Annotated in this window: 28 protein-coding genes; 1 reads left to right on the top strand and 27 read right to left on the bottom strand. The window is 41.5% G+C overall.

The annotated features are described in order from the left end of the window. Positions 1-8: 8 nt before the first annotated feature. The 6 genes from KQI58_RS02205 to rihB form a co-directional block, all read right to left on the bottom strand. Complete coding sequence (locus KQI58_RS02205; RefSeq protein WP_216406103.1) at positions 9-962, bottom strand: ABC transporter permease; 954 nt, start codon at positions 960-962, stop codon at positions 9-11. After that, entirely contained in the window at positions 959-2,086 is a 1,128-nt protein-coding gene (locus KQI58_RS02210) for an ABC transporter permease (protein ID WP_216406104.1), read from the bottom strand. Before KQI58_RS02210 ends, KQI58_RS02205 begins: the two co-directional genes overlap by 4 nt. Then, the gene (locus KQI58_RS02215) at positions 2,079-3,641 is read right to left on the bottom strand and encodes an ABC transporter ATP-binding protein (RefSeq protein WP_216406106.1); all 1,563 of its coding nucleotides are present in this window, start codon (positions 3,639-3,641) and stop codon (positions 2,079-2,081) included. Before KQI58_RS02215 ends, KQI58_RS02210 begins: the two co-directional genes overlap by 8 nt. Positions 3,642-3,701: 60 nt before the next feature. After that, positions 3,702-4,784 carry a BMP family lipoprotein gene (locus tag KQI58_RS02220; RefSeq protein WP_216406108.1) on the bottom strand — a complete coding sequence of 361 codons (1,083 nt, stop codon included), beginning with the start codon at positions 4,782-4,784 and terminating at the stop codon, positions 3,702-3,704. A gap of 52 nt (positions 4,785-4,836) precedes the next feature. Continuing rightward, the gene (gene rbsK / locus KQI58_RS02225; protein ID WP_216406110.1) at positions 4,837-5,697 is read right to left on the bottom strand and encodes a ribokinase; all 861 of its coding nucleotides are present in this window, start codon (positions 5,695-5,697) and stop codon (positions 4,837-4,839) included. Positions 5,698-5,819: 122 nt separating this feature from the next. Continuing rightward, positions 5,820-6,773, bottom strand: coding sequence for a ribosylpyrimidine nucleosidase (rihB, locus tag KQI58_RS02230; protein WP_216406112.1), 954 nt, complete (start codon positions 6,771-6,773; stop codon positions 5,820-5,822). 148 nt (positions 6,774-6,921) lie between these two features. Here rihB and yeiL point away from each other — a divergent pair, with 148 nt between their 5' ends. Continuing rightward, entirely contained in the window at positions 6,922-7,545 is a 624-nt protein-coding gene (gene yeiL / locus KQI58_RS02235) for a transcriptional regulator YeiL (protein WP_367397909.1), read from the top strand. 49 nt (positions 7,546-7,594) lie between these two features. On the opposite strand, the gene truA is transcribed toward yeiL, so the two are convergent. The 21 genes from truA to rplE all read right to left on the bottom strand — a co-directional run bounded on the left by truA (position 7,595) and on the right by rplE (position 19,971). Beyond that, positions 7,595-8,341, bottom strand: coding sequence for a tRNA pseudouridine(38-40) synthase TruA (gene truA / locus KQI58_RS02240; protein ID WP_216406114.1), 747 nt, complete (start codon positions 8,339-8,341; stop codon positions 7,595-7,597). Between the two features lie 98 nt (positions 8,342-8,439). Further along, positions 8,440-9,012: a DUF6434 domain-containing protein gene (locus KQI58_RS02245; RefSeq protein ID WP_216406116.1), complete on the bottom strand. Its 573-nt coding sequence runs from the start codon at positions 9,010-9,012 to the stop codon at positions 8,440-8,442. A gap of 110 nt (positions 9,013-9,122) precedes the next feature. Further along, entirely contained in the window at positions 9,123-9,920 is a 798-nt protein-coding gene (locus KQI58_RS02250; RefSeq protein WP_016179487.1) for an energy-coupling factor transporter transmembrane component T family protein, read from the bottom strand. Further along, positions 9,910-10,779, bottom strand: coding sequence for an energy-coupling factor ABC transporter ATP-binding protein (locus KQI58_RS02255; protein ID WP_216406118.1), 870 nt, complete (start codon positions 10,777-10,779; stop codon positions 9,910-9,912). The genes KQI58_RS02250 and KQI58_RS02255 overlap by 11 nt, the downstream gene beginning before the upstream one ends. After that, entirely contained in the window at positions 10,755-11,591 is an 837-nt protein-coding gene (locus KQI58_RS02260; protein WP_216406121.1) for an energy-coupling factor ABC transporter ATP-binding protein, read from the bottom strand. The genes KQI58_RS02255 and KQI58_RS02260 overlap by 25 nt, the downstream gene beginning before the upstream one ends. Before the next feature lie 253 nt (positions 11,592-11,844). Continuing rightward, the gene (gene rplQ / locus KQI58_RS02265) at positions 11,845-12,225 is read right to left on the bottom strand and encodes a 50S ribosomal protein L17 (protein WP_016179484.1); all 381 of its coding nucleotides are present in this window, start codon (positions 12,223-12,225) and stop codon (positions 11,845-11,847) included. A gap of 27 nt (positions 12,226-12,252) precedes the next feature. After that, on the bottom strand, positions 12,253-13,191 hold the full coding sequence (locus KQI58_RS02270; RefSeq protein ID WP_010747196.1) for a DNA-directed RNA polymerase subunit alpha: 939 nt from the start codon (positions 13,189-13,191) through the stop codon (positions 12,253-12,255). A 79-nt stretch (positions 13,192-13,270) separates the two neighbouring features. After that, complete coding sequence (gene rpsK / locus KQI58_RS02275; protein WP_016179483.1) at positions 13,271-13,660, bottom strand: 30S ribosomal protein S11; 390 nt, start codon at positions 13,658-13,660, stop codon at positions 13,271-13,273. 24 nt (positions 13,661-13,684) lie between these two features. Beyond that, positions 13,685-14,050: a 30S ribosomal protein S13 gene (gene rpsM, locus KQI58_RS02280; protein ID WP_216406124.1), complete on the bottom strand. Its 366-nt coding sequence runs from the start codon at positions 14,048-14,050 to the stop codon at positions 13,685-13,687. An 18-nt stretch (positions 14,051-14,068) separates the two neighbouring features. Further along, positions 14,069-14,185: a 50S ribosomal protein L36 gene (gene rpmJ, locus KQI58_RS02285; RefSeq protein ID WP_010742772.1), complete on the bottom strand. Its 117-nt coding sequence runs from the start codon at positions 14,183-14,185 to the stop codon at positions 14,069-14,071. A gap of 33 nt (positions 14,186-14,218) precedes the next feature. Continuing rightward, positions 14,219-14,437, bottom strand: a complete 219-nt coding sequence (infA, locus tag KQI58_RS02290) for a translation initiation factor IF-1 (RefSeq protein WP_010742771.1) — start codon at positions 14,435-14,437, stop codon at positions 14,219-14,221. A 176-nt stretch (positions 14,438-14,613) separates the two neighbouring features. Then, a complete protein-coding gene (locus KQI58_RS02295) occupies positions 14,614-15,261 on the bottom strand; it encodes an adenylate kinase (RefSeq protein ID WP_016179481.1) in 648 nt (215 codons plus the stop codon). Between the two features lie 62 nt (positions 15,262-15,323). Beyond that, positions 15,324-16,625, bottom strand: coding sequence for a preprotein translocase subunit SecY (gene secY, locus KQI58_RS02300; RefSeq protein WP_216406126.1), 1,302 nt, complete (start codon positions 16,623-16,625; stop codon positions 15,324-15,326). Then, the gene (gene rplO, locus KQI58_RS02305; RefSeq protein ID WP_216406128.1) at positions 16,625-17,065 is read right to left on the bottom strand and encodes a 50S ribosomal protein L15; all 441 of its coding nucleotides are present in this window, start codon (positions 17,063-17,065) and stop codon (positions 16,625-16,627) included. Before rplO ends, secY begins: the two co-directional genes overlap by 1 nt. 40 nt (positions 17,066-17,105) lie before the next feature. Continuing rightward, positions 17,106-17,285: a 50S ribosomal protein L30 gene (rpmD, locus tag KQI58_RS02310; RefSeq protein WP_010747202.1), complete on the bottom strand. Its 180-nt coding sequence runs from the start codon at positions 17,283-17,285 to the stop codon at positions 17,106-17,108. Positions 17,286-17,299: 14 nt separating this feature from the next. Then, the gene (gene rpsE, locus KQI58_RS02315; protein ID WP_010747203.1) at positions 17,300-17,800 is read right to left on the bottom strand and encodes a 30S ribosomal protein S5; all 501 of its coding nucleotides are present in this window, start codon (positions 17,798-17,800) and stop codon (positions 17,300-17,302) included. A 20-nt stretch (positions 17,801-17,820) separates the two neighbouring features. After that, a complete protein-coding gene (gene rplR, locus KQI58_RS02320; protein ID WP_016179479.1) occupies positions 17,821-18,177 on the bottom strand; it encodes a 50S ribosomal protein L18 in 357 nt (118 codons plus the stop codon). A gap of 52 nt (positions 18,178-18,229) precedes the next feature. Further along, positions 18,230-18,766, bottom strand: coding sequence for a 50S ribosomal protein L6 (gene rplF, locus KQI58_RS02325; protein ID WP_216406130.1), 537 nt, complete (start codon positions 18,764-18,766; stop codon positions 18,230-18,232). A gap of 31 nt (positions 18,767-18,797) precedes the next feature. After that, complete coding sequence (rpsH, locus tag KQI58_RS02330; protein WP_010747206.1) at positions 18,798-19,196, bottom strand: 30S ribosomal protein S8; 399 nt, start codon at positions 19,194-19,196, stop codon at positions 18,798-18,800. A gap of 32 nt (positions 19,197-19,228) precedes the next feature. Then, positions 19,229-19,414 carry a type Z 30S ribosomal protein S14 gene (locus KQI58_RS02335; protein WP_028020384.1) on the bottom strand — a complete coding sequence of 62 codons (186 nt, stop codon included), beginning with the start codon at positions 19,412-19,414 and terminating at the stop codon, positions 19,229-19,231. A gap of 17 nt (positions 19,415-19,431) precedes the next feature. Continuing rightward, positions 19,432-19,971: a 50S ribosomal protein L5 gene (gene rplE, locus KQI58_RS02340; RefSeq protein ID WP_010742762.1), complete on the bottom strand. Its 540-nt coding sequence runs from the start codon at positions 19,969-19,971 to the stop codon at positions 19,432-19,434. Between the last annotated feature and the right edge of the window lie 8 nt (positions 19,972-19,979).

A 19,979-nucleotide genomic window follows, 5' to 3' on the forward strand; every position in this document is an offset into this window, starting at 1 on the left:
ATACAAAATTATTTTGATTTGATATAGTTGACTCCGCCAGCTTTTGGCCCGGTAGCCTTACCCAAGAAGATCACTAATACAAGGATTGTTAATACATAAGGAGCCGATTGTAAATAAACATCTGGAATCTGCGAAATAACCGGTAGATTCGCTCCAGCGATACTCAAATTTTGAGCAAACCCAAAGAACATCGCTGCACCCATAGCCCCTAGTGGATTCCATTTTCCAAAGATCATCGCTGCCAGCGAAATGAATCCTTGTCCTGCGATCGTCGTTATCGCGAAACGACCTGCGATTGATTGGGCAAATACAGCACCGCCCATACCGCCAAGAAAGCCCGAAATCATTACTCCTGCATAACGCATCGCATAAACGTTGATTCCTAAAGTATCGGCTGCCTGCGGATTCTCACCGACTGAACGCAAACGCAGTCCGAATTTTGTCTTATAAATAATGAACCAAGCAGCTAAAGCGACAACAATCGCAAAATAAGCAGGTAAGCTAGTCTTACTGAAGAATAAATCACCAATAATCGGAATCTTACTTAATCCAGGAAAATCGAAATAACCAAACTGCTCTTGGATCGTATCGGTTTGCCCTTTTCCATACATTACCTTGATAAGAAAAATCGTCAACGGAGGAGCTAATAGATTCATCACGGTTCCGCTGATTACATGATCCGCTCGAAAATTTATCGTCGCCACAGCATGCAGCAACGAAAATAATAATCCGGTGATTCCTCCAACTAATACCCCTAACCAAGGAGTAAATGCTCCAAAATGGTTCGCAAAACTTAAATTAAAAATAACGGAACTAAACGCACCGGTCACCATGATTCCCTCTAGCCCGACATTGACAATACCGCTGCGTTCTGAGAACACACCCCCTAGTGCCGTCAAAATCAACGGAGCAGAATAAACGAGTGTTTGGGAAATCAGCGAGCCTAACAATTGAATGTTCATTCCAAATCAACTCCTTCTTGCTTTAGCGTCTGCATTTTTACCTCTTCGCTCTTTTCTTCTGCTTTTTTTGCCACGCGAACTTTTGTCAAAGCAACGCGAACCACATAATTGATTCCCACGAAGAAAATGATCAGCGGGATAACACTATTTGCTAGTTCACTCGGAACACCAGCAAACTGCATTCCCTGTCCACCAAGCTTCAAAATACTGAATAACAAGGCCGACAAAAGAATCCCGACTGAACCGCCATTTCCTAATAACGAGACTGCCATACCGTCAAATCCAATACTGATAGAAGAACCCTGAACAAAATAATTCCCAAAAGTGCCTAACCCTTGAACCACGCCCCCTAAACCTGCTAGCAGTCCAGAAATAATCATCGAGATCACGATCGTGCGTTTACTGCTCATTCCGGCATATTCAGAGGCGAATGGATTGATCCCGACAGATCGGATCTCAAACCCTAAAGTCGTTCGTTTCATCAAAAACCAAACCAAGCCTAAAAAAATCAGAGCCAAAACAAATCCCAGATTGACCCGCGACCCGCCAAAAAGATTGGTCAACCACGGTTCTCGCAACAAGCCGTGGGCTCCTACGATTTTCGTCACGCCCTTATTGGAGATGATATCCGGTGACATGACATTGTTCACCAGATGATTGGCCGTATACAACAATACATAATTCATCATGATGGTGACGATTACTTCGCTCGTTCCGAAATAGGCCCGTAGCAGTCCTGGGATCGCCGCCGCTATAGCTCCCGCCAACGCTCCTGCAATAATTGCTAATGGTACAACAACTAATTTTGGCGCTGTCGGCATGCTCAGTGCGACCCAAATACTTGCTACCCAGCCGCACAAAGCTTGTCCAGATAGCCCAACGTTAAAGAACCCCGCGGAATTTGCTACCGAAAAGCCTAAAGCTGTAAAAATCAAAGGCCCCGCACCAACTAATATTTCACCGACTGAGATACTGCTTTGAAACGCCGAGCGGAACATCGCTTGATACCCCATGATCGGGTTATATCCTGTTACTAACATCAATAGTCCGCCAAGCAAAAAGCCTAGAATCACTGAAATAATCGGAACCAAAGCATTTCTGATCTGTGCTGAACGCTCATTCATTTGTTTCACCAACCTTTACTAACTCTTTTCGCGCATCATCCAAGCTATAGCCAGCCATCAATAAGCCCAATTCATTTTCCGACGTTTCTTTTGGATCCACGATCCCGACGATCTCACCTGCATGGATAACGGCAATACGATCAGAAACATTTAGAATTTCATCTAACTCAAAACTCACCAGCAGAACGCCCTTATTTTTATCTCGCTGCTCTACCAAACGCTTATGAATATATTCGATTGCCCCGACATCCAGACCGCGCGTTGGTTGAGCGACAATCAATAGTTCTGGATCACGATCAACTTCCCGGGCGATGATCGCTTTTTGCTGATTCCCGCCAGATAGAGAAACTGCTGGTGCCTGTTCGCTTGTCGTCCGTACATCGTATTCTTCGATCAAACGCTTCGCGTATTTTTGAATTTCAGTAAAATCTAAAATACCCTTTTTACTAAACGGCTCTTGATAATAAGTTTGCAACGTAATATTTTCGGACAAAGGCAAAGGTAAAACCAATCCATATTTATGCCGATCCTCCGGCACGTGTCCAACACCCATCTCGGTGATTTCTCTTGGCTTATTATTCGTGGCATCTTTACCGTTGATGGTGATAGTGCCGCTTTCGATCTTACGCAGTCCAGTCAATGCTTGGATCAATTCTGACTGTCCGTTGCCATCAATACCGGCGATCCCTAACACTTCTCCGCGATGAACCTCCAGGCTTAAATTTTTTACTGCATCAAGTCCGCGGCTTTCTTTCACAACTAGATCTTTGATCGACAGAACGACATCGCCGACCTTTGCCGCCTGTTTGTCTGTTTTAAAAGAAACGGAACGGCCAACCATCATATCCGCTAACTCCTGAGAACTAACATCCTCCACATCAACGGTTCCGATGTAGCGTCCCCTTCGAATAACTGAACAACGATCTGCTACCTTTTTGATCTCATCCAGTTTATGAGTGATCAAAATGGTCGATTTTCCTTCTTTGACTAATGTCGCCATGATCTCGATCAGCTCGTCAATTTCCTGCGGTGTTAAGACGGCTGTTGGTTCATCAAAGATCAAAACATTTGCACCGCGATATAACGTTTTTAAAATCTCTACCCGCTGTTGCATTCCGACCGATATATCTCGGATATATGCATCTGGATCGACCTGCAAGCCATAATTATTGGACAAACGAGTGATTTCTTCCTTGGCTTTTTGCGTATCCAGCATACCGTTAGTGCTGATTTCACTACCTAAAATAATATTTTCCGTAACCGTAAACGCATCGACCAGCATAAAATGCTGATGGACCATTCCGATTCCCAGCTGGTTCGCTCTAGTAGGACTCGTGATTTTGACTGCTTGGCCATCCATGTATATCTCGCCGGAAGTCGGCTGCAATAACCCTGACAACACGTTCATCAGCGTTGATTTACCTGCCCCATTTTCTCCTAATAAAGCATGGATCTCGCCTTTACGAATTTTCAGATTGATCTCGTCATTCGCTTTGAAATCACCAAATTGTTTGGTGATATTCCGCATCTCAATGACAAATTGCTCCTCTGTCATTTTTAATTCACACCTCTCCTGTTCAAAGAGTGCCCGCCATGATCAGCGGGCACGATCAGTCTAATCTTCCGGTGTTTCCGGAACCGTTACATCACCAGCAATAATTTGTTCCTTGGCATCTTTTACTGCCGCCTTTGCTTCATCACTCAAATAGCCGTCTGTCATCTCCACGCCGCCATCTTTCAACCCAAAGGATAAATGTTTTCCGCCTGGGAATTTATCCTCCAGCGCTCGAGTTGAGATATCCTGCACGACCACGCCAACCGATTTGATGGTTGAAGCTAAACAGAAATTACTTTCTTTCCCATCTTTTGATTTATAGCCGCCTTCTTCTTGTTGATCACGATCCACGCCAAGCACCCAAACTTTGTCTGCTTCGTTTTTATCCTGATTCAACGCTTTTGCTTCTGAGAACACCCCTGCGCCGGTACCACCAGCAGCTTGATAAATAATGTCTGCTCCATTTTGATAAATATTCGCTGCTAAGGCTTTCCCCTTGGCTGGATCGCCGAAGGAGGCTGCATATTTCACGTCAACGGAAATATCCTTATTTAATTTCCTCGCAGTATCCTTTACACCTTTGGTAAATCCAGCTTCATAACGATCAATAACTTTGCCCTCTTCTCCGCCAATAAATCCAAACTTATTGGTTTTGGTCGTATAAGCAGCTGAGACACCAGCGAGATAGCCGACTTCGTTATCTCTAAAGGTCGCCGAAACGACATTATCCTTTCCTTCGATCACCGTATCAATAATGACAAAATTCGTTTCGGGATTTTGTCCCGCCGCTGCTTCGATCGAATCCGCTAAAAGATACCCGATCCCGAAGACCGTTTTGAAGCCATTCGATACAGCCGTGTCAATGTTAGAGGCGAACTGGGCGATCTCATTGGATTGAATATAGTCATACCCGCCGATCCCGCGTTTGAACTTCTGCTCTTTTCCCCACTTCTGCAATCCTTCCCAAGCAGATTGGTTGAAGGATTTATCATCTACCCCGCTGACATCCGTAACCATCACAACACTATGATCGCTATCCTCTTTGCCTGTTGCACTGCTCTTATTTCCACCACCGCACCCGCTGATCGTCATTAAAGCTGCCATTGCAACAACACCTAAAGAAAAAAGTTTTGTGTTTTTCATTTTGAAATCCTCCTATTTTTGTTAGCGCTTACTTTGTTGCGCACTTTTATCGTTAAACTAGCTCTTCGATTCTTGGCATCGCACTTTGCGCTCCTAGCCCTTGAACAGTCTTACTGGCAGCAAGATTAGCAAATGTGATCGCCGTCTCCAATTCTTGATCCTTCGCATACGCCACTGCAAATGCCGCATTAAAAGTATCTCCAGCTCCAGTCGTATCAATCACGGGCACCTTATAGCTTGGGACCTCCATTAATTTTTCTCCATCATGATACCGAACACCTTTCGAACCATACGTCATAATGATCTGATTGGGATACTCCCGTAAAACAGTCTGAGCATCCTGCTGAAACAATTGATTGATCTCAATCTCATTTGGTGTTAAAAATGTTACTTTAGCTAAATATTCAGGCGCGATTTCTGGAGTTGGTGCTGGATTTAATACTAAACACACGTTATTCTCCGCACAAAAATCAATTAGGTATCTGATCGTTTCGATTGGAATTTCACATTGCGTGATCACAATATCGGCAGCTAAAATTTGCGCCTGATACATATCAATCAATGAACGATCAACACACGCGTTCGCCCCTTGCACGAGAATGATCGAATTATCATTTTCTGCGATGGTGATGTAGGCAACGCCCGTTGGTTCAGCAACCTTTTTGATGCATGACGTATCAACCATATTCTCTTGAAAATTTTTTAAGATAATCTCACCATAAGCATCTTCACCGACACAACCAATCATCGTCACATCTGCACCCAAGCGTGCCGCAGCAACCGCTTGATTAGCACCCTTTCCTCCTGGCAGCATTTTACTATCGGTGCCAAACATCGTCTCGCCAATCTTAGGAAAACGGTCCGCTTGAACAACTAAATCCAAATTAATGCTGCCAACAACAACGACTTTCATTTAAACTCACTCCTCGTTTGTATTCATTCACACATCTCGTTTTTAAACCGTTTACAAAACTTTCAAAGAGAAACAACCGATCTCAATTTTTAAATAAGTTGCCTCTCTCTGGTTTCATCTATCTATTTTGCTTCTGCATAGACATCTGAATATATTCGGATACACTCTTCAACCAAATCCCAAAAACGCTCCGCATTGATCTTCTTACCTACTTTGGCGTTCGACGGCTGACCTAGCACATAAAGCTCATCACAAACGGTCCGACCATAGCAAGGTCCACGATTGATATCGATTTCGACATACATTTCCTGTGTTTCAAATATCTCTGGAGAAATTAGATAACCCACACATGTAGCATCATGCAGAGGACCCGCAGCTAACCCGAAGCATTCAAATTGGCTTTTCAACGTGAAGCGCATAATGTCACCAAATAGTTTCCCTGCGACATTCCCAACGCCTTCCATACGTTCGATAATATCTTCTGTACAAATTGTTTGATGCGTTAGATCAAGCCCCATCATAACAATCGGTGCGCCCGAACTAAAGACGACATGGGCTGCCTCTGGATCGGCAAAAATGTTAAATTCAGCAGATGGTGTGAAGTTCCCTGTTCCATAAGCACCACCCATCAAAACAATTTCTTTGATTTTTGGAATGATCAATGGCTCCATTCGCATTGCCACCGCAATATTGGTTAACGGACCAACCGGAACAAGTGTGATATCCCCATCGCTCGCCAACAACGTATCAATGATATATTTAACTGCATGTGTTTCTTCTATTTGTCGATGTAATGGACCAAAAACAGGACCATCCAAACCAGATTCCCCGTGAACGTTATCAGCTACTACTTGTTCCCGCACCATCGGTTTTGGCATCCCTGCATAGACTTTCGCATCAATCCCCAGCAATTGGCAGACATTCAATCCATTCACCACTGTTTTGTCTAGCGTTTGATTTCCTGCTACAATAGTGATCCCTAACAAATCAATTTTCGGATGTGCTGCTGCCATCAACATCGTAATCGCATCATCATGCCCCGGATCGCAATCTAAAATAATTTTCCGTTTCTCCATTTTATAGCCCCCTAAAAAATTAATTTCCTTTATCTATTTGCATTATAGTAAGTTCCTGCTTATGATAAGTATGAGAATTCTCATATAAGGAGGTAGAAAAAATGAAGAAGTTGCAAAACGAAAAATTAAAACAGCAATTCATTCGATCATCGACTACCTTGATCAGTTTTCCTTCGATGTCAGTTTAGATACGCAATTATTTTTCTTTCCGGCCAACAGCTACATTGTCAAGGAAGATCACCAACCTACGCATTTATTCTACTTAGTGAAGGGCAAAGCCAAATTATACGACACCTTAGCCAATGGAAAAGTCGCTCTGATTGATTTCTTTTCCCCACCTTGTTTTATCGGTGAGATGGAGCTCGTTGATGAAAACCAAACTGCCTTTAGCGTCCAAGCAATCGAGGACTGTTGGTGCTTAGCCTTATCGAGACAAGACTGTCAGAAACGATTACTAGAGGATGCGCTCTTTCTCCAAAAGCTCTGCATCTACTTTGCTCATAAAAATTATCGAAACATCAAAGCTTCAACTCAAAATCAGGGCTTTCCGCTTTCACAACGTTTAGCGGCCTTTATTCTTTTAACACAAAACGAAGGGACTTACCGTGAGAAACACACTCAAGTCGCCGAATATTTAGGTGTTTCCTATCGTCATCTTCTTTTCGTGATTGCACAGTTTGTGGAGGATGGCTACCTGAAAAAAATAAAAAAGGGGTACCTTATTCTAGACGTTCATAAGTTGACCCAACTCGCCGCTGAAGTAAAAGCCTAAAAAAGCATCCAGCAACAATCACAAGTGATTGTTATCGGATGCTTTTTTGTTATTCATATTTTACTTCGGCTAAATACAAGCCTTCTGGATGAGCAGTTGGTCCAGCGGCATTACGATCCTTCGCTTCAATAATCGCTGGAATACTCTCCGCCGGGATACGCCCATTCCCAATTTTTAGTAGGGTTCCGACTAATATCCGAATCATCTTATACAGAAAACCATTCCCTCTAAAAATAAAGGTCAATTCCGTCTCATCTTCATTCACAACCAAATCCGCTTGATAGATCGTCCGGACCTTATCCTCGATCGAACCACCTGTCGCACAAAAAGAGGTGAAATCATGTGTGCCTAGTAAATCTGGCAATGCCCGACGAATCAAATCTAAGTCTAATGGATAAGGGTAATAAGCCGCATAATAACGGCGAAAGGGACTTCGCGGCTTAGCTATTTGAACTTTGAAATGGTACGTCTTCTCGACGACATGATACCGCGCATGAAAATCGTCCGCTACAATTTCTACTGAAGAAACCGCGATATCTTCAGGCGTCTGGGTATCTAATGCGAACCGCATCCGCTCTAACGGTCGTTCCTGCGGATAATCAAAATGAATCACTTGTCCGATTGCATGGACTCCAGCATCTGTTCGACCAGATCCAAAAATCGTCACTGGCTGTCCATTATTCATTTTTTGTAACGTCTTTTCGACTTCTTCCTGTACCGTTCGCCCATTTGGCTGTCGTTGAAACCCATTAAAATTTGTACCATCATAAGCAATCACTGCTTTATATCTGACCATGCTATTCTCCTATTTCCTATTAATGAACCCGATTGTTAAGGTTAGATCTATGATCCATCTCCTCAACTAATTTCTGCCGGAGTCATTATAGCAGCTTTTTATTCGAAATCCAACGCACTTAAATCCTCTGATTGATAGTTGTTACTGCCCGGTAGTGACTTTTTATACTTCCAACAAACAATCGCCTCTTGCAAAGAGCGACCTTGATTATCTGCAAAGAAATCACGAATGTAGGTATTGTATTCAAATTGCGCATCAATTTTCTGCGGTTTTTTCGCTGCGATTTCAGGATAGATTTCAATCGCTTCGCGGTATGTTTTTCCGGCATTTGCCTTCAGCCATTTTTGAAAAGCAACTTTAAAAGTAAAGGAACTACCAAGTTCTCTTTTGAAAAAAGCGCGATGAACTTCTGAAAAAACAATATTCTCTTCAATCAAACTTTCCAGCGTTAATTCTGCTGTACGAACCGACCGTTTTTCCTTCATTGGTCTTGCTAAGTGTTCACCCGTTCGCAAAAAATATTCGATCCGTTCATTTAGTTCTGCTTTACTTCCTGATTTAGATAATCCATGTTCCTGACAGAAAGCTTGTAGTTCTGCTTTCAAATAATAATATTCTCGAAATATTTCTGGCTTCAATCCAATTTGCAGTATTGGACGTTCTTCAGTCATTTTTTCTCCTCCAATTGCTTGCTCCATTCATCCTACCATAAAGAAACGATCATTGAACCTACAAGTTAAAATTACCAAAAGCTCAAAAAAAAGCCTGGATCACTCCAAGCTTAACTGCGTAAAAAGATTAAAATGACTGTTGCGAGAGCAAAAACAACGAGAACGATCGTATCTCGTGATGCCCACTTTAATTTGCGATACTTGCTTCGGCCTTCACCGCCGCGATATCCGCGAGCTTCCATCGCAGTCGCCAAATCCTCTGCACGATTAAAGCTGCTGACAAATAAAGGAATCAATAACGGTACTATTGCTTTGACTTTCTGAATCAAATTTCCATCACTGAAGTCAACACCACGAGCACGCTGAGCATTCATGATCTTTTCCGTTTCATCCATCAATGTTGGCACAAACCGCAAAGCGATCGATAACATCAAGGCAATCTCATGTACCGGCAAGTGAAATCTTTTTAAAGGATTTAACAATGATTCAATCGCATCAGACATTGATAACGGCGGCGTTGTCAATGTTAGTAACGTCGACATAAAAATAATTAGAACAAACCGGCAAAAGATAAATAGCCCGTTTTGGATTCCATAAGAAGAAAGACTAAAGACGCCCCACGACCAATACAAGGTTCCGCCTCGCGTAAACAACATCTGCAACGCGACTGTAAAAATAATTAACCAAATTAGTGGTCTAACACCCTTCAAAAAGAAGTTCAAATTAATTTTAGATAGGAATACTGCGAACATCGTGAAAGCTCCTAAAAATAGATAGCTCTGCCAGTTATTCGCCAAAAAAATAATTCCGATAAAATAAAAACTTGCGACCAATTTTGCTCGTGGATCCAAACGGTGAATCAGAGAATCACCTGGAATATAACGACCAAAAATCAATTTATTCATCATGAGCAGGACCTCCCGCAAATTTTACAATCCAGTCCGCCAACTCATTTTCAGTTAAAGGCAACTCTTCAAAATCCACGCCACGGGCCTGCATTTTTTCAGCAAAAGCAGTTGCCTGAGGTACACCTAGTTGCTTTTCCTTTAACCAAGCAACATCTTCAAACACAGTTTGCGGATCACCGTGTTTTGCCACATGTCCTTTTTCTAAAACATAAACATAATCAGCAAAATTCGCGACGTCATCCATTAAATGTGTGACCAGGACAATTGTTATGTTTTTTTTCTGATGAAGGTGCCAAAACATTTCCATCATCTCTTTACGACCTAACGGATCTAAGCCAGCTGTCGGCTCGTCTAAGACCAAAACCTCAGGTTCCATAGCCAAAACACCAGCAATCGCTACACGGCGCATTTGTCCGCCAGAAAGCTCGAATGGTGAACGATCAAGATATTCTTCACCGAGTCCAACTAACTTTAAGTTTTCCTTTGCCAAAGCCAACGCTTCTTCTTCGCTAACACCGAAATTCTTTGGTCCAAAAGCAATGTCCTTTGCTACAGTTTCTTCAAAAAGTTGAGCTTCTGGAAACTGAAAAACAATCCCTACTTTTTTTCGTACAGGTTTCAAATTCTTATTGTCTGTCGTGGGTGTAATCGTTCGATCACCGATCACAACTTGACCATCAGTTGGCTTCAATAATGCATTCAAGTGTTGTAACAAGGTCGACTTACCACTACCAGTATGCCCTACCAGTGCGGTGTAAGAACCCTCTTTAATATTCAAATCAATATCATAAAGTGCCCGTTGTTCAAAGGGAGTATTCGGTTGATAAACGTAGCTTACTTTTTCAAAACGGATGTCCATAACCAGTCCATCATCCCTTCTTCATCCAAATAGTTCGCAGGCACATTCACACCACGAGCCTTTAATGCTGATTTTAACTTCTCAGGAAATGGTAAATCTAGTCCCAACGAAACTAATTCCGGTCCAGCAGAAAAAATTTCATCTGGGGTTCCTTCTTGATACAGTTCCCCGTCCCTCATCACTAAAATGCGATTGGCCCTAGCCGCTTCATCAATGTCATGAGTGATAGAAATAACTGTCAGATCACTCTCTTCTTTAATTTTGCGAATAGTTGCAATAACATCATCTCGACCTTCAGGATCTAACATACTTGTTGCTTCATCCAAAATGATGATGTCAGGACGCAAGGCTACTACCCCTGCAATTGCCACTCGTTGCTTTTGTCCACCAGACAGACGGGCAGGCTCACGCGTTGCAAATTCTTGCATTTTTACTTTTTCCAAGGCATCTTGAACACGACGCTGCATCTCGCTTCGTTCAATTCCCTGATTTTCCAACCCGAAGGCTACATCATCTTCGACTGTCGCTCCGACAAATTGATTGTCCGGATTTTGAAAAACCATTCCGACCATTCGACGTATGTCCCAAACAGATTCCTCCGATAATGCCATCCCTCCGACAGTAACCGTTCCTTTTTGAGGCAAATGCAAACCGTTGATTGCTTTGGCTAATGTTGATTTTCCTGAGCCATTGTGCCCAACAATCGCGATCCACTCGCCTTTATTAATCGAAAAGCTAATATCCTTTAAAGCAGGAGTCGCTTCCTCTTGATAACTAAATTCAATTTGATTGATTTCAATAATTGGCTTCATGGTTACACCTTTCCGCTTCTTTGCAAATATGTACTAAGACTAGCAAAAAAGCTTCACTTTATCAATCCTTGATACTCAATAAAATGCTTTTGTATACCGATCTGTCTTGACAGTGTTTTTGGGTATAAAAAAACACTTTATGATGAGTGCCAGCTTCCCAGACATTCTGGGAAGCGGCGCTGAGCTAGACTCGGAGAAAATCTCCAACATCATAACACTCTAAAAGAATCATCTATAAAGTGAAGAGTGATTATTATACAAGTTCTAAAACAACCATAGGGGCGTTGTCGCCGCGACGAGGTTCAGTTTTCAAGATACGAGTGTATCCACCTTGACGTTCAGCGTAACGAGGAGCAATATCGTTAAATAATTTTTGCAATGCAGTTTCAGTAACGATTTCTTCGTTTTCTTCGCGAACATCAGCGACTTCATTACGTACAAAGCTTGCAGCTTGGCGACGTGCATGAAGATCCCCGCGTTTTCCTAAAGTAATCATCTTTTCAGCAGTTGAACGAACTTCTTTCGCACGAGCTTCAGTCGTAACGATACGTTCGTTGATAATTAAGTCAGTTGTTAAGTCACGCAACATTGCCTTACGTTGGCTAGATGTGCGTCCTAATTTACGATAACTCACGTAGGTTTCCCTCCTTTGTCAACAATATTAATCGTCTTTACGTAGTCCTAAACCAAGATCATGTAACTTAGCCTTAACTTCTTCAAGTGATTTACGACCCAAATTACGTACTTTGATCATTTCAGGTTCAGATTTATTCGTTAATTCTTGAACCGTATTAATTCCGGCACGTTTCAAGCAATTGTACGAACGTACAGACAGGTCTAGTTCTTCGATGGTCATTTCCAACATTTTTTCTTTTTGTGTTTCTTCTTTTTCTACCATGATTTCAGCATTTTTCGCTTCATCAGTAAGATTTACAAAAATATCTAAATGCTCGGTTAAAATTTTCGCTGCAAGACTCAATGCTTCTTGAGCAATGATCGATCCGTCAGTCCAAATTTCCATCGTTAATTTATCGAAGTCATCACGACGACCAACACGTGTATTTTCAACTTGATAGTTTACTTTACGTACCGGTGTATAGATAGAATCGACCGGAAGGACACCGATAGGCATATCTTCCTTTTTATTTTCGTCTGCTTGAACATAGCCTCGACCAGGTTTTACTGTTAGGCGAGCATGGAATGTCGCACCTTCAGCAACAGTACAAATGTACATATCTTTATTCAAGATTTCAACGTCGCTGTCAACGATAATATCGCCGGCAGTTACCGTAGCTGGTCCAGTAATATCGATCTCAAGGGTTTTTTCTTCTTCCGCAAATAATTTCAACGCTAAACCTTTGATATTCAAGATGATTTGTACAACGTCTTCTCTTACACCTTTGATGGTTGAAAATTCGTGTAACACCCCATCGATTTGAATATTGGTAATGGCAGCGCCCGGTAAAGAAGAAAGTAGAATACGACGTAGAGAATTACCTAAAGTAGTTCCATAACCTCTTTCCAAAGGTTCAACAACGAACTTGCCATAATCTCTGTCTTCATCAATTTTTGTGATTCTTGGTTTTTCGAATTCAATCATTCTTGTCTTTTACCCCTTTCAAAACGAAAAGTGTCTTGTTCAATGACGTTCCTGTAAAACTCATAGAGTTGGGCACTCATTAAACACGACGGCGTTTTGGAGGGCGGCATCCATTATGAGGTACTGGAGTCACGTCACGAATTGCAGTTACTTCTAAACCAGTTGCTTGCAATGAACGAATCGCTGCTTCACGACCAGAACCAGGTCCTTTAACAGTGACTTCAACACTTTTCAATCCATGTTCCATTGCAGCTTTTGTTGCAGTTTCAGCAGCCATTTGAGCAGCGAAAGGAGTTGATTTCTTACTACCTTTGAAACCTAATGAACCTGCAGATGACCATGCGACAGCGTTACCGCTAGCATCAGTGATCATGACGATTGTATTATTGAAAGTCGAATGAATATGAGCAATACCTGTTTCGATATTCTTCTTCACACGACGTTTACGATTGACTTTCTTTGCTACCATGAAGATTTATACCTCCTTCACTAATTATTTTTTCTTGCCGGCAATAGCGCGAGCTGGGCCTTTACGAGTACGAGCATTGTTCTTAGTGTTTTGTCCACGTGTAGGCAAGCCACGACGATGACGAATTCCACGGTATGAACCGATTTCCATCAAACGTTTGATGTTCAAGTTAGTTTCACGACGAAGATCGCCTTCAACTTTTAATTTATCAACTTCAGCACGGATAGCGTCTGTTTGTTCATTCGTTAAGTCACGTACACGAACATCTTCAGAAACGCCTGCATTGGCTAAAATTTGTTTCGCTGTAGTATTTCCGATACCAAAAATATAAGTAAGCGAAATTACCACGCGTTTATCACGAGGAATATCTACTCCTGCAATACGAGCCATACTTATTTACACCTCCAATTATCCTTGACGTTGTTTATGTTTTGGGTTTGCTGGGCAAATCACCATAACGCGTCCATTACGACGAATTACTTTACAATGTTCACACATTGGTTTTACTGATGGTCTTACTTTCATGATTATACCTCCTGAAGTTTTACGGAGTACAACTTACTTAAAGCGATAGGTAATGCGACCACGGCTCAAATCATATGGAGAAAGTTCTACTGTAACTTTATCTCCAGGTAAGATTCGAATATAATACATCCGGATTTTACCAGATACGTGTGCAAGAACTTCGTGTCCGTTTTCCAATTCGACTTTAAACATTGCATTCGGCAAAGTTTCGACGACTGTTCCTTCGATTTCAATCATATCTTCTTTTGCCACGCAGAGTACCTCCTTGTAGTTGTTTCGCATTTTCACACGATAAAATGGCGGAAACTGCAGTTCCCACCGTAATTCTAAAGTTAAACTTCCAAAAAAGCTAGAAGTCGGACTGACAAATTCTATCATAAAACATCGAACTTGGCAAGATAAACTGCATCTCAAGTCGGCAGGCAAAATTATTTTTCGATAATCTTTTCTACATCCGCAAATACGGCATCAATTTCACGATCTCCATCAACTGGATATAACAGACCTTCTTCATTATAGTAAGCTAAAATTGGTTCGCTGTTTTTAACATTTACAGACAAACGATTTTTAACTGTTTCTGGCTTATCATCTTCACGTTGGTAAAATTCATGACCACCACAGCGATCACATGTACCTTCTACTTTTGTAGGATTGAAGATTTTATGATAAGTCGCACCACAGTTGCGGCACATGAAGCGTCCTGCCAAACGTTCAACTAACACTTCTTCTGCTACTTGAATTTCAATCACAGCATCAATCTTTTTATTCAAGTCCGTTAACATTTCAGCTAATGCTTTGGCTTGATCTAAAGTACGAGGGAATCCGTCTAACAAGAACCCTTTATCAGTGTCCTTTTGCGCTAAACGTTCCTTCACGATACCGTTAGTAACTTCATCTGGGACCAAATCCCCTGCATCCATATATGATTTTGCTTTCAATCCGAGTGTAGTCTCGTTTTTGATTGCTTCTCGGAACATATCCCCCGTGCTGATATGCGGAATATTGTACGTTGCAACAATTCTTTCTGCTTGTGTTCCTTTTCCTGCTCCTGGCAGTCCCATTAAGATCAGGTTCATTGATTTCCCTCCTAAATATTTGAAGCGAGAACGGCGTTGAGGATGACCCTCAACACACGAATCTACTCTTCATCCATGAATCCGACATACCGTCGTTTCAACATGAGTCCTTCTAATTGTTTTGCAGTTTCTAGCGCGACACCAACAACGATCAAAAGACTCGTACCACCTAAACCAATTGATTGAGGTAAGTTCCAAATCATTTGTGCGATGATTGGAATCAAGGCGATCAAACCTAAGAAAATAGCTCCGACCACACTTAAACGCATTAAAATTGCAGAAACATATTCTTCTGTTCCTTTACCCGGTCTTACACGAGGAATATAACTTCCTTGTTTTTGTAAGTTTTCTGCTAATTTTTCAGGATTAACCTGAACAAATGCATAGAAAAAGGTGAAAGCAACAATCAGAACAGTATAAATCGCAGCGCCGGGAACGGTGTTATAACTGAATAGTTTCGTTAACATCTCGTACCAGCCTTCCGCTTGATACTTACTAGCCAATGCTTGCAACACCGCATTTGGTGTAGCAATGAATGAGCTGGCAAAGATAACCGGAATAACGCCGGCAGCATTCACTTTCAATGGTAAATAACTGCTTGTTGGCGCACCAACGACTTGTTTTGTATATTGAATTGGAATTTTTCTTTCCGCTTGTTGGAAGTACGTTACAAAAACGACAATCAACACGATAGCGATAAGTAAAATCACAACAAAAATGACTGATTTCCAAAGATCACTAGAATCGATGTTTACGAAATAATCGTCATAGATATCTTTGATACTTTGTGGTAATCGCGAAATGATTCCCGCAAAGATGATCATAGATACACCGTTACCGATTCCCTTTTCAGTGATCTGTTCTCCCAACCATGTAACAAACATCGTACCCGCGGTAAGAATCACACCGATTGTAACAAACGTTTGAACATTTCGGTTTGGAACAAAACCAAATTGTGCAAAATAGTCAAACCCAGCTGTAATACTTACAGACTGGATGAAAGCCAAGACTAAAGTTAAATAGCGAGTTGCCTGATTCAACTTTTTACGACCGACTTCCCCTTGTTTTGACCATTCAACAAATTTAGGAATGATATCCATCTGCAACAATTGAATAACGATTGAAGCAGTAATGTATGGAGAAACCCCCATCGAGAAGATCGAAAAGTTTTGCATAGCTGAGCCACTGACCATATTCAACATTCTGAAAAATGGCATTTCACTAAGTCCTTGCAATCCATGTGCATCGACCCCCGGCACAGTGATTTGTGCACCTAGTCGGAAGACTAACAGTATTAAGACGGTAAACAATATCCGTGATCGGATGTTCTGAACTTTGAATGAATCCTTTAAAAGTTTGAACATTAAATCACCTCGATTGAACCACCAGCAGCTTCAATTGTTTCTTGAGCATGTTTAGAGAATTTTGCTGCTTTAACGGTTAGTTTTTTATCTAATGATCCGTTTCCTAAAACTTTGATTCCAGCTTTTTCGTTTTTCACAATTCCAGCTTCAACTAAAGCAACTGGTGTTACTTCAGCTCCATCTTCAAAACGATTTAAGACATCTAAATTGATTACAGCGTATTCTTTACGATTCACGTTAGTAAATCCGCGTTTTGGTAAACGACGGAATAAAGGAGTTTGTCCACCTTCAAAACCTAAACGTACACCGCCGCCTGAACGAGCCTTTTGACCTTTTTGACCACGTCCAGATGTTTTTCCGTTACCTGATGAAGTACCACGTCCAACGCGGTTGCGAACTTTACGTGAACCTTCGGCAGGTTGTAATTCATGAAGTTTCATTATATTGGCACCTCCTTAGATTTTAATCATCATTGTTTTATTAAACTTCTTCTACGTCCACTAAATGAGACACTGTGTTAACCATACCTTTGATTGCATCATTAGCAGGTTTAACAACTGTGCTGTTCATTTTTTTAAGACCCAACGCTTTAACAGTGTCGCGTTGGTTTTGAGGACGTCCGATAATACTGCGTTTTAAAGTAATTTTTAATTCAGCCATGTCATTCGTCCTCCTTAATTAGCTAAGTTTTCAACAGAGATGCCACGTAATTGTGCCACTTCTTCTGCTTTTTTCAATTGAGTCAAGCCTTCAACAGTTGCACGAACAACGTTGATTGGTGTGTTTGAACCTAAAGATTTAGAAGTTACATCGGCAACCCCAGCTAACTCCAAGACGGCACGAACTGGTCCACCAGCAGCAACTCCAGAACCTTCAACGGCTGGTTTCATTAAGATACGTCCACCGCCGAATACACCAATAACTTCATGAGGAAGCGTAGTTCCTACCATTGGTACTTCAACTAGGTTTTTCTTAGCGTCTTCGATTGCTTTACGAATTGCTTCAGGTACTTCTTGAGCTTTACCGGTACCAAAGCCTACGTGACCGTTTTTGTCACCGACAACAACTAGTGCAGCAAAACGTAGACGACGTCCACCTTTAACAACTTTAGTAACACGGTTGATCGCTACAACGCGGTCTTCTAATTCCAAATGTTTTGGATCGATATAAACCATGAATGGTGTTCCTCCTTCTCCTAAAATTCTAGTCCATTTTCGCGAGCTGCTTCAGCTAAAGCTGCTACACGGCCATGGTAAAGGTATCCACCACGGTCAAAGACTACTTTCTTAATACCTTTTTCTGAAGCACGTTCTGCTACTAATTTCCCAACAGCTTGTGCTTGTTCAGTTTTTGTTCCACCTGAAATTTCTTTATCCAAGGCAGAGGCACTTGCTAGCGTCACACCCGCTACGTCATCAATAATTTGAGCGTAGATGTTTTTATTAGAACGAAAAACGTTCAAGCGTGGGCACTCAGCAGTACCAGAAATTTTCCCGCGAACGCGCATGTGGCGTTTTTGGCGTGTTTTATTCTTGTCTGGTTTTGTAATCACAATTGTCACCTCTTTAATTAAGCTGGCCTAAGCCGCGTGTAGGGTCAACCTACTATTTACCAGTTTTACCTTCTTTACGACGTACGTATTCGCCAACATAACGGATACCTTTGCCTTTATAAGGTTCTGGAGGACGAGTTCCGCGGATTTTCGCAGCTAATTCGCCTACTACTTCTTTATTTGATCCTTTAACGACTACTTGAGTGTTTGCAGGAACTTCGATTGTAACACCTTCTGGAGCTACGATCTCAACTGGATGTGAGTAACCAACGTTCAATACAAGTTTTGAACCTTGTAATTGTGCACGGTACCCAACCCCGATTAATTCTAATGCTTTTTGGAACCCTTCTGAAACACCAACAACCATGTTATTGAAGTTTGCACGAGTTGTTCCGTGGATAGTTTTCATTTCTTTGCTGTCATCTGGACGTGTGAATGTTACTTCGTTTCCTTCGATGTTCATTTTGATATCAGAAGAAAAAGTACGAGTTAATTCACCTTTAGGTCCTTTAACAGTTACATCGTTTCCGTTTTGAGTTACTTCAACTCCTGCAGGTAAAACGACAACTTTATTACCAATACGGCTCACTTAAAGACACCTCCTCATGGATTGTTTGATCTTACCAAACGTAAGCTAGCACTTCGCCGCCGACGTTTTTACCTCTAGCTTCTTTATCAGTTACTAAACCTTCTGAAGTAGAGATGATTGCGATACCTAAACCGTTTAATACTTTTGGTACTTCGTCAGCTTTGACATAAGCACGTAAGCCTGGTTTAGAGATACGTTTTAAGTTCGTGATAACACGTTCGTCATTTTTACCGTATTTAAGAAACACACGGATCATGCCTTGTTTGTCATCTTCGATATATTCAACATCACGTACGAAACCTTCACGTTTAAGGATTTCTGCGATGTCACGTTTGATTTTTGAAGCAGGTACTTCTACTGAATCGTGTTTTACCATGTTGGCATTACGAATACGAGTTAGAAAATCTGCAATTGGATCTGTCATGACCATTGAACTGTTTACCTCCTTTATGCGAGTTTATTTTACCAGCTAGCTTTCTTCACGCCGGGAATTTGACCTTTGTAGGCAAGTTCGCGGAAGCAAATACGGCAAAGATGAAATTTACGATAAACTGAATGTGGACGTCCGCAACGTTCGCAGCGCGTATATTCTTGCGTTGAATGTTTTGCAGGGCGTTTGTTTTTAGCAATCATTGATTTTTTAGCCAATTTTTTCGCCTCCTTGATTATTTTTGGAATGGCATTCCAAGTTGTGTTAATAATTCGCGAGATTCTTCGTCTGTTTTCGCAGTTGTAACAACAACGATATCCATACCGCGGACTTTATCAACTAAATCATAATCTACTTCAGGGAAGATCAATTGTTCTTTAACACCTAAAGTAAAGTTACCACGGCCATCAAAGGATTTTTTGCTTACTCCGTGGAAGTCACGTACACGTGGAAGTGATACAGACACTAATTTGTCTAAGAATTCATACATTCTTTCTCCGCGTAGTGTTACTTTCGCACCGATAGGCATTCCTTCACGTAAACGGAAACCAGCGATTGATTTTTTAGCTTTAGTGATAATTGGTTTTTGACCAGAGATCAAGGCTAATTCTTCAACGGCTTTGTCTAAGTTTTTTGCGTTTGATACCGCATCACCAACACCCATGTTGATGACAATTTTCTCAACTTTAGGAACTTCCATAACTGAATCATAGTTAAATTTTTCCATCAAAGATGGTGTAATTTCACTTACAAATTTTTCTTTTAGGCGGTTCATCTATAAGA

Origin of the sequence: Enterococcus raffinosus, from assembly GCF_018917525.1 — a bacterium.
In the GTDB taxonomy this organism is placed as follows: Bacteria; Bacillota; Bacilli; order Lactobacillales; family Enterococcaceae; genus Enterococcus_A; species Enterococcus_A raffinosus_A.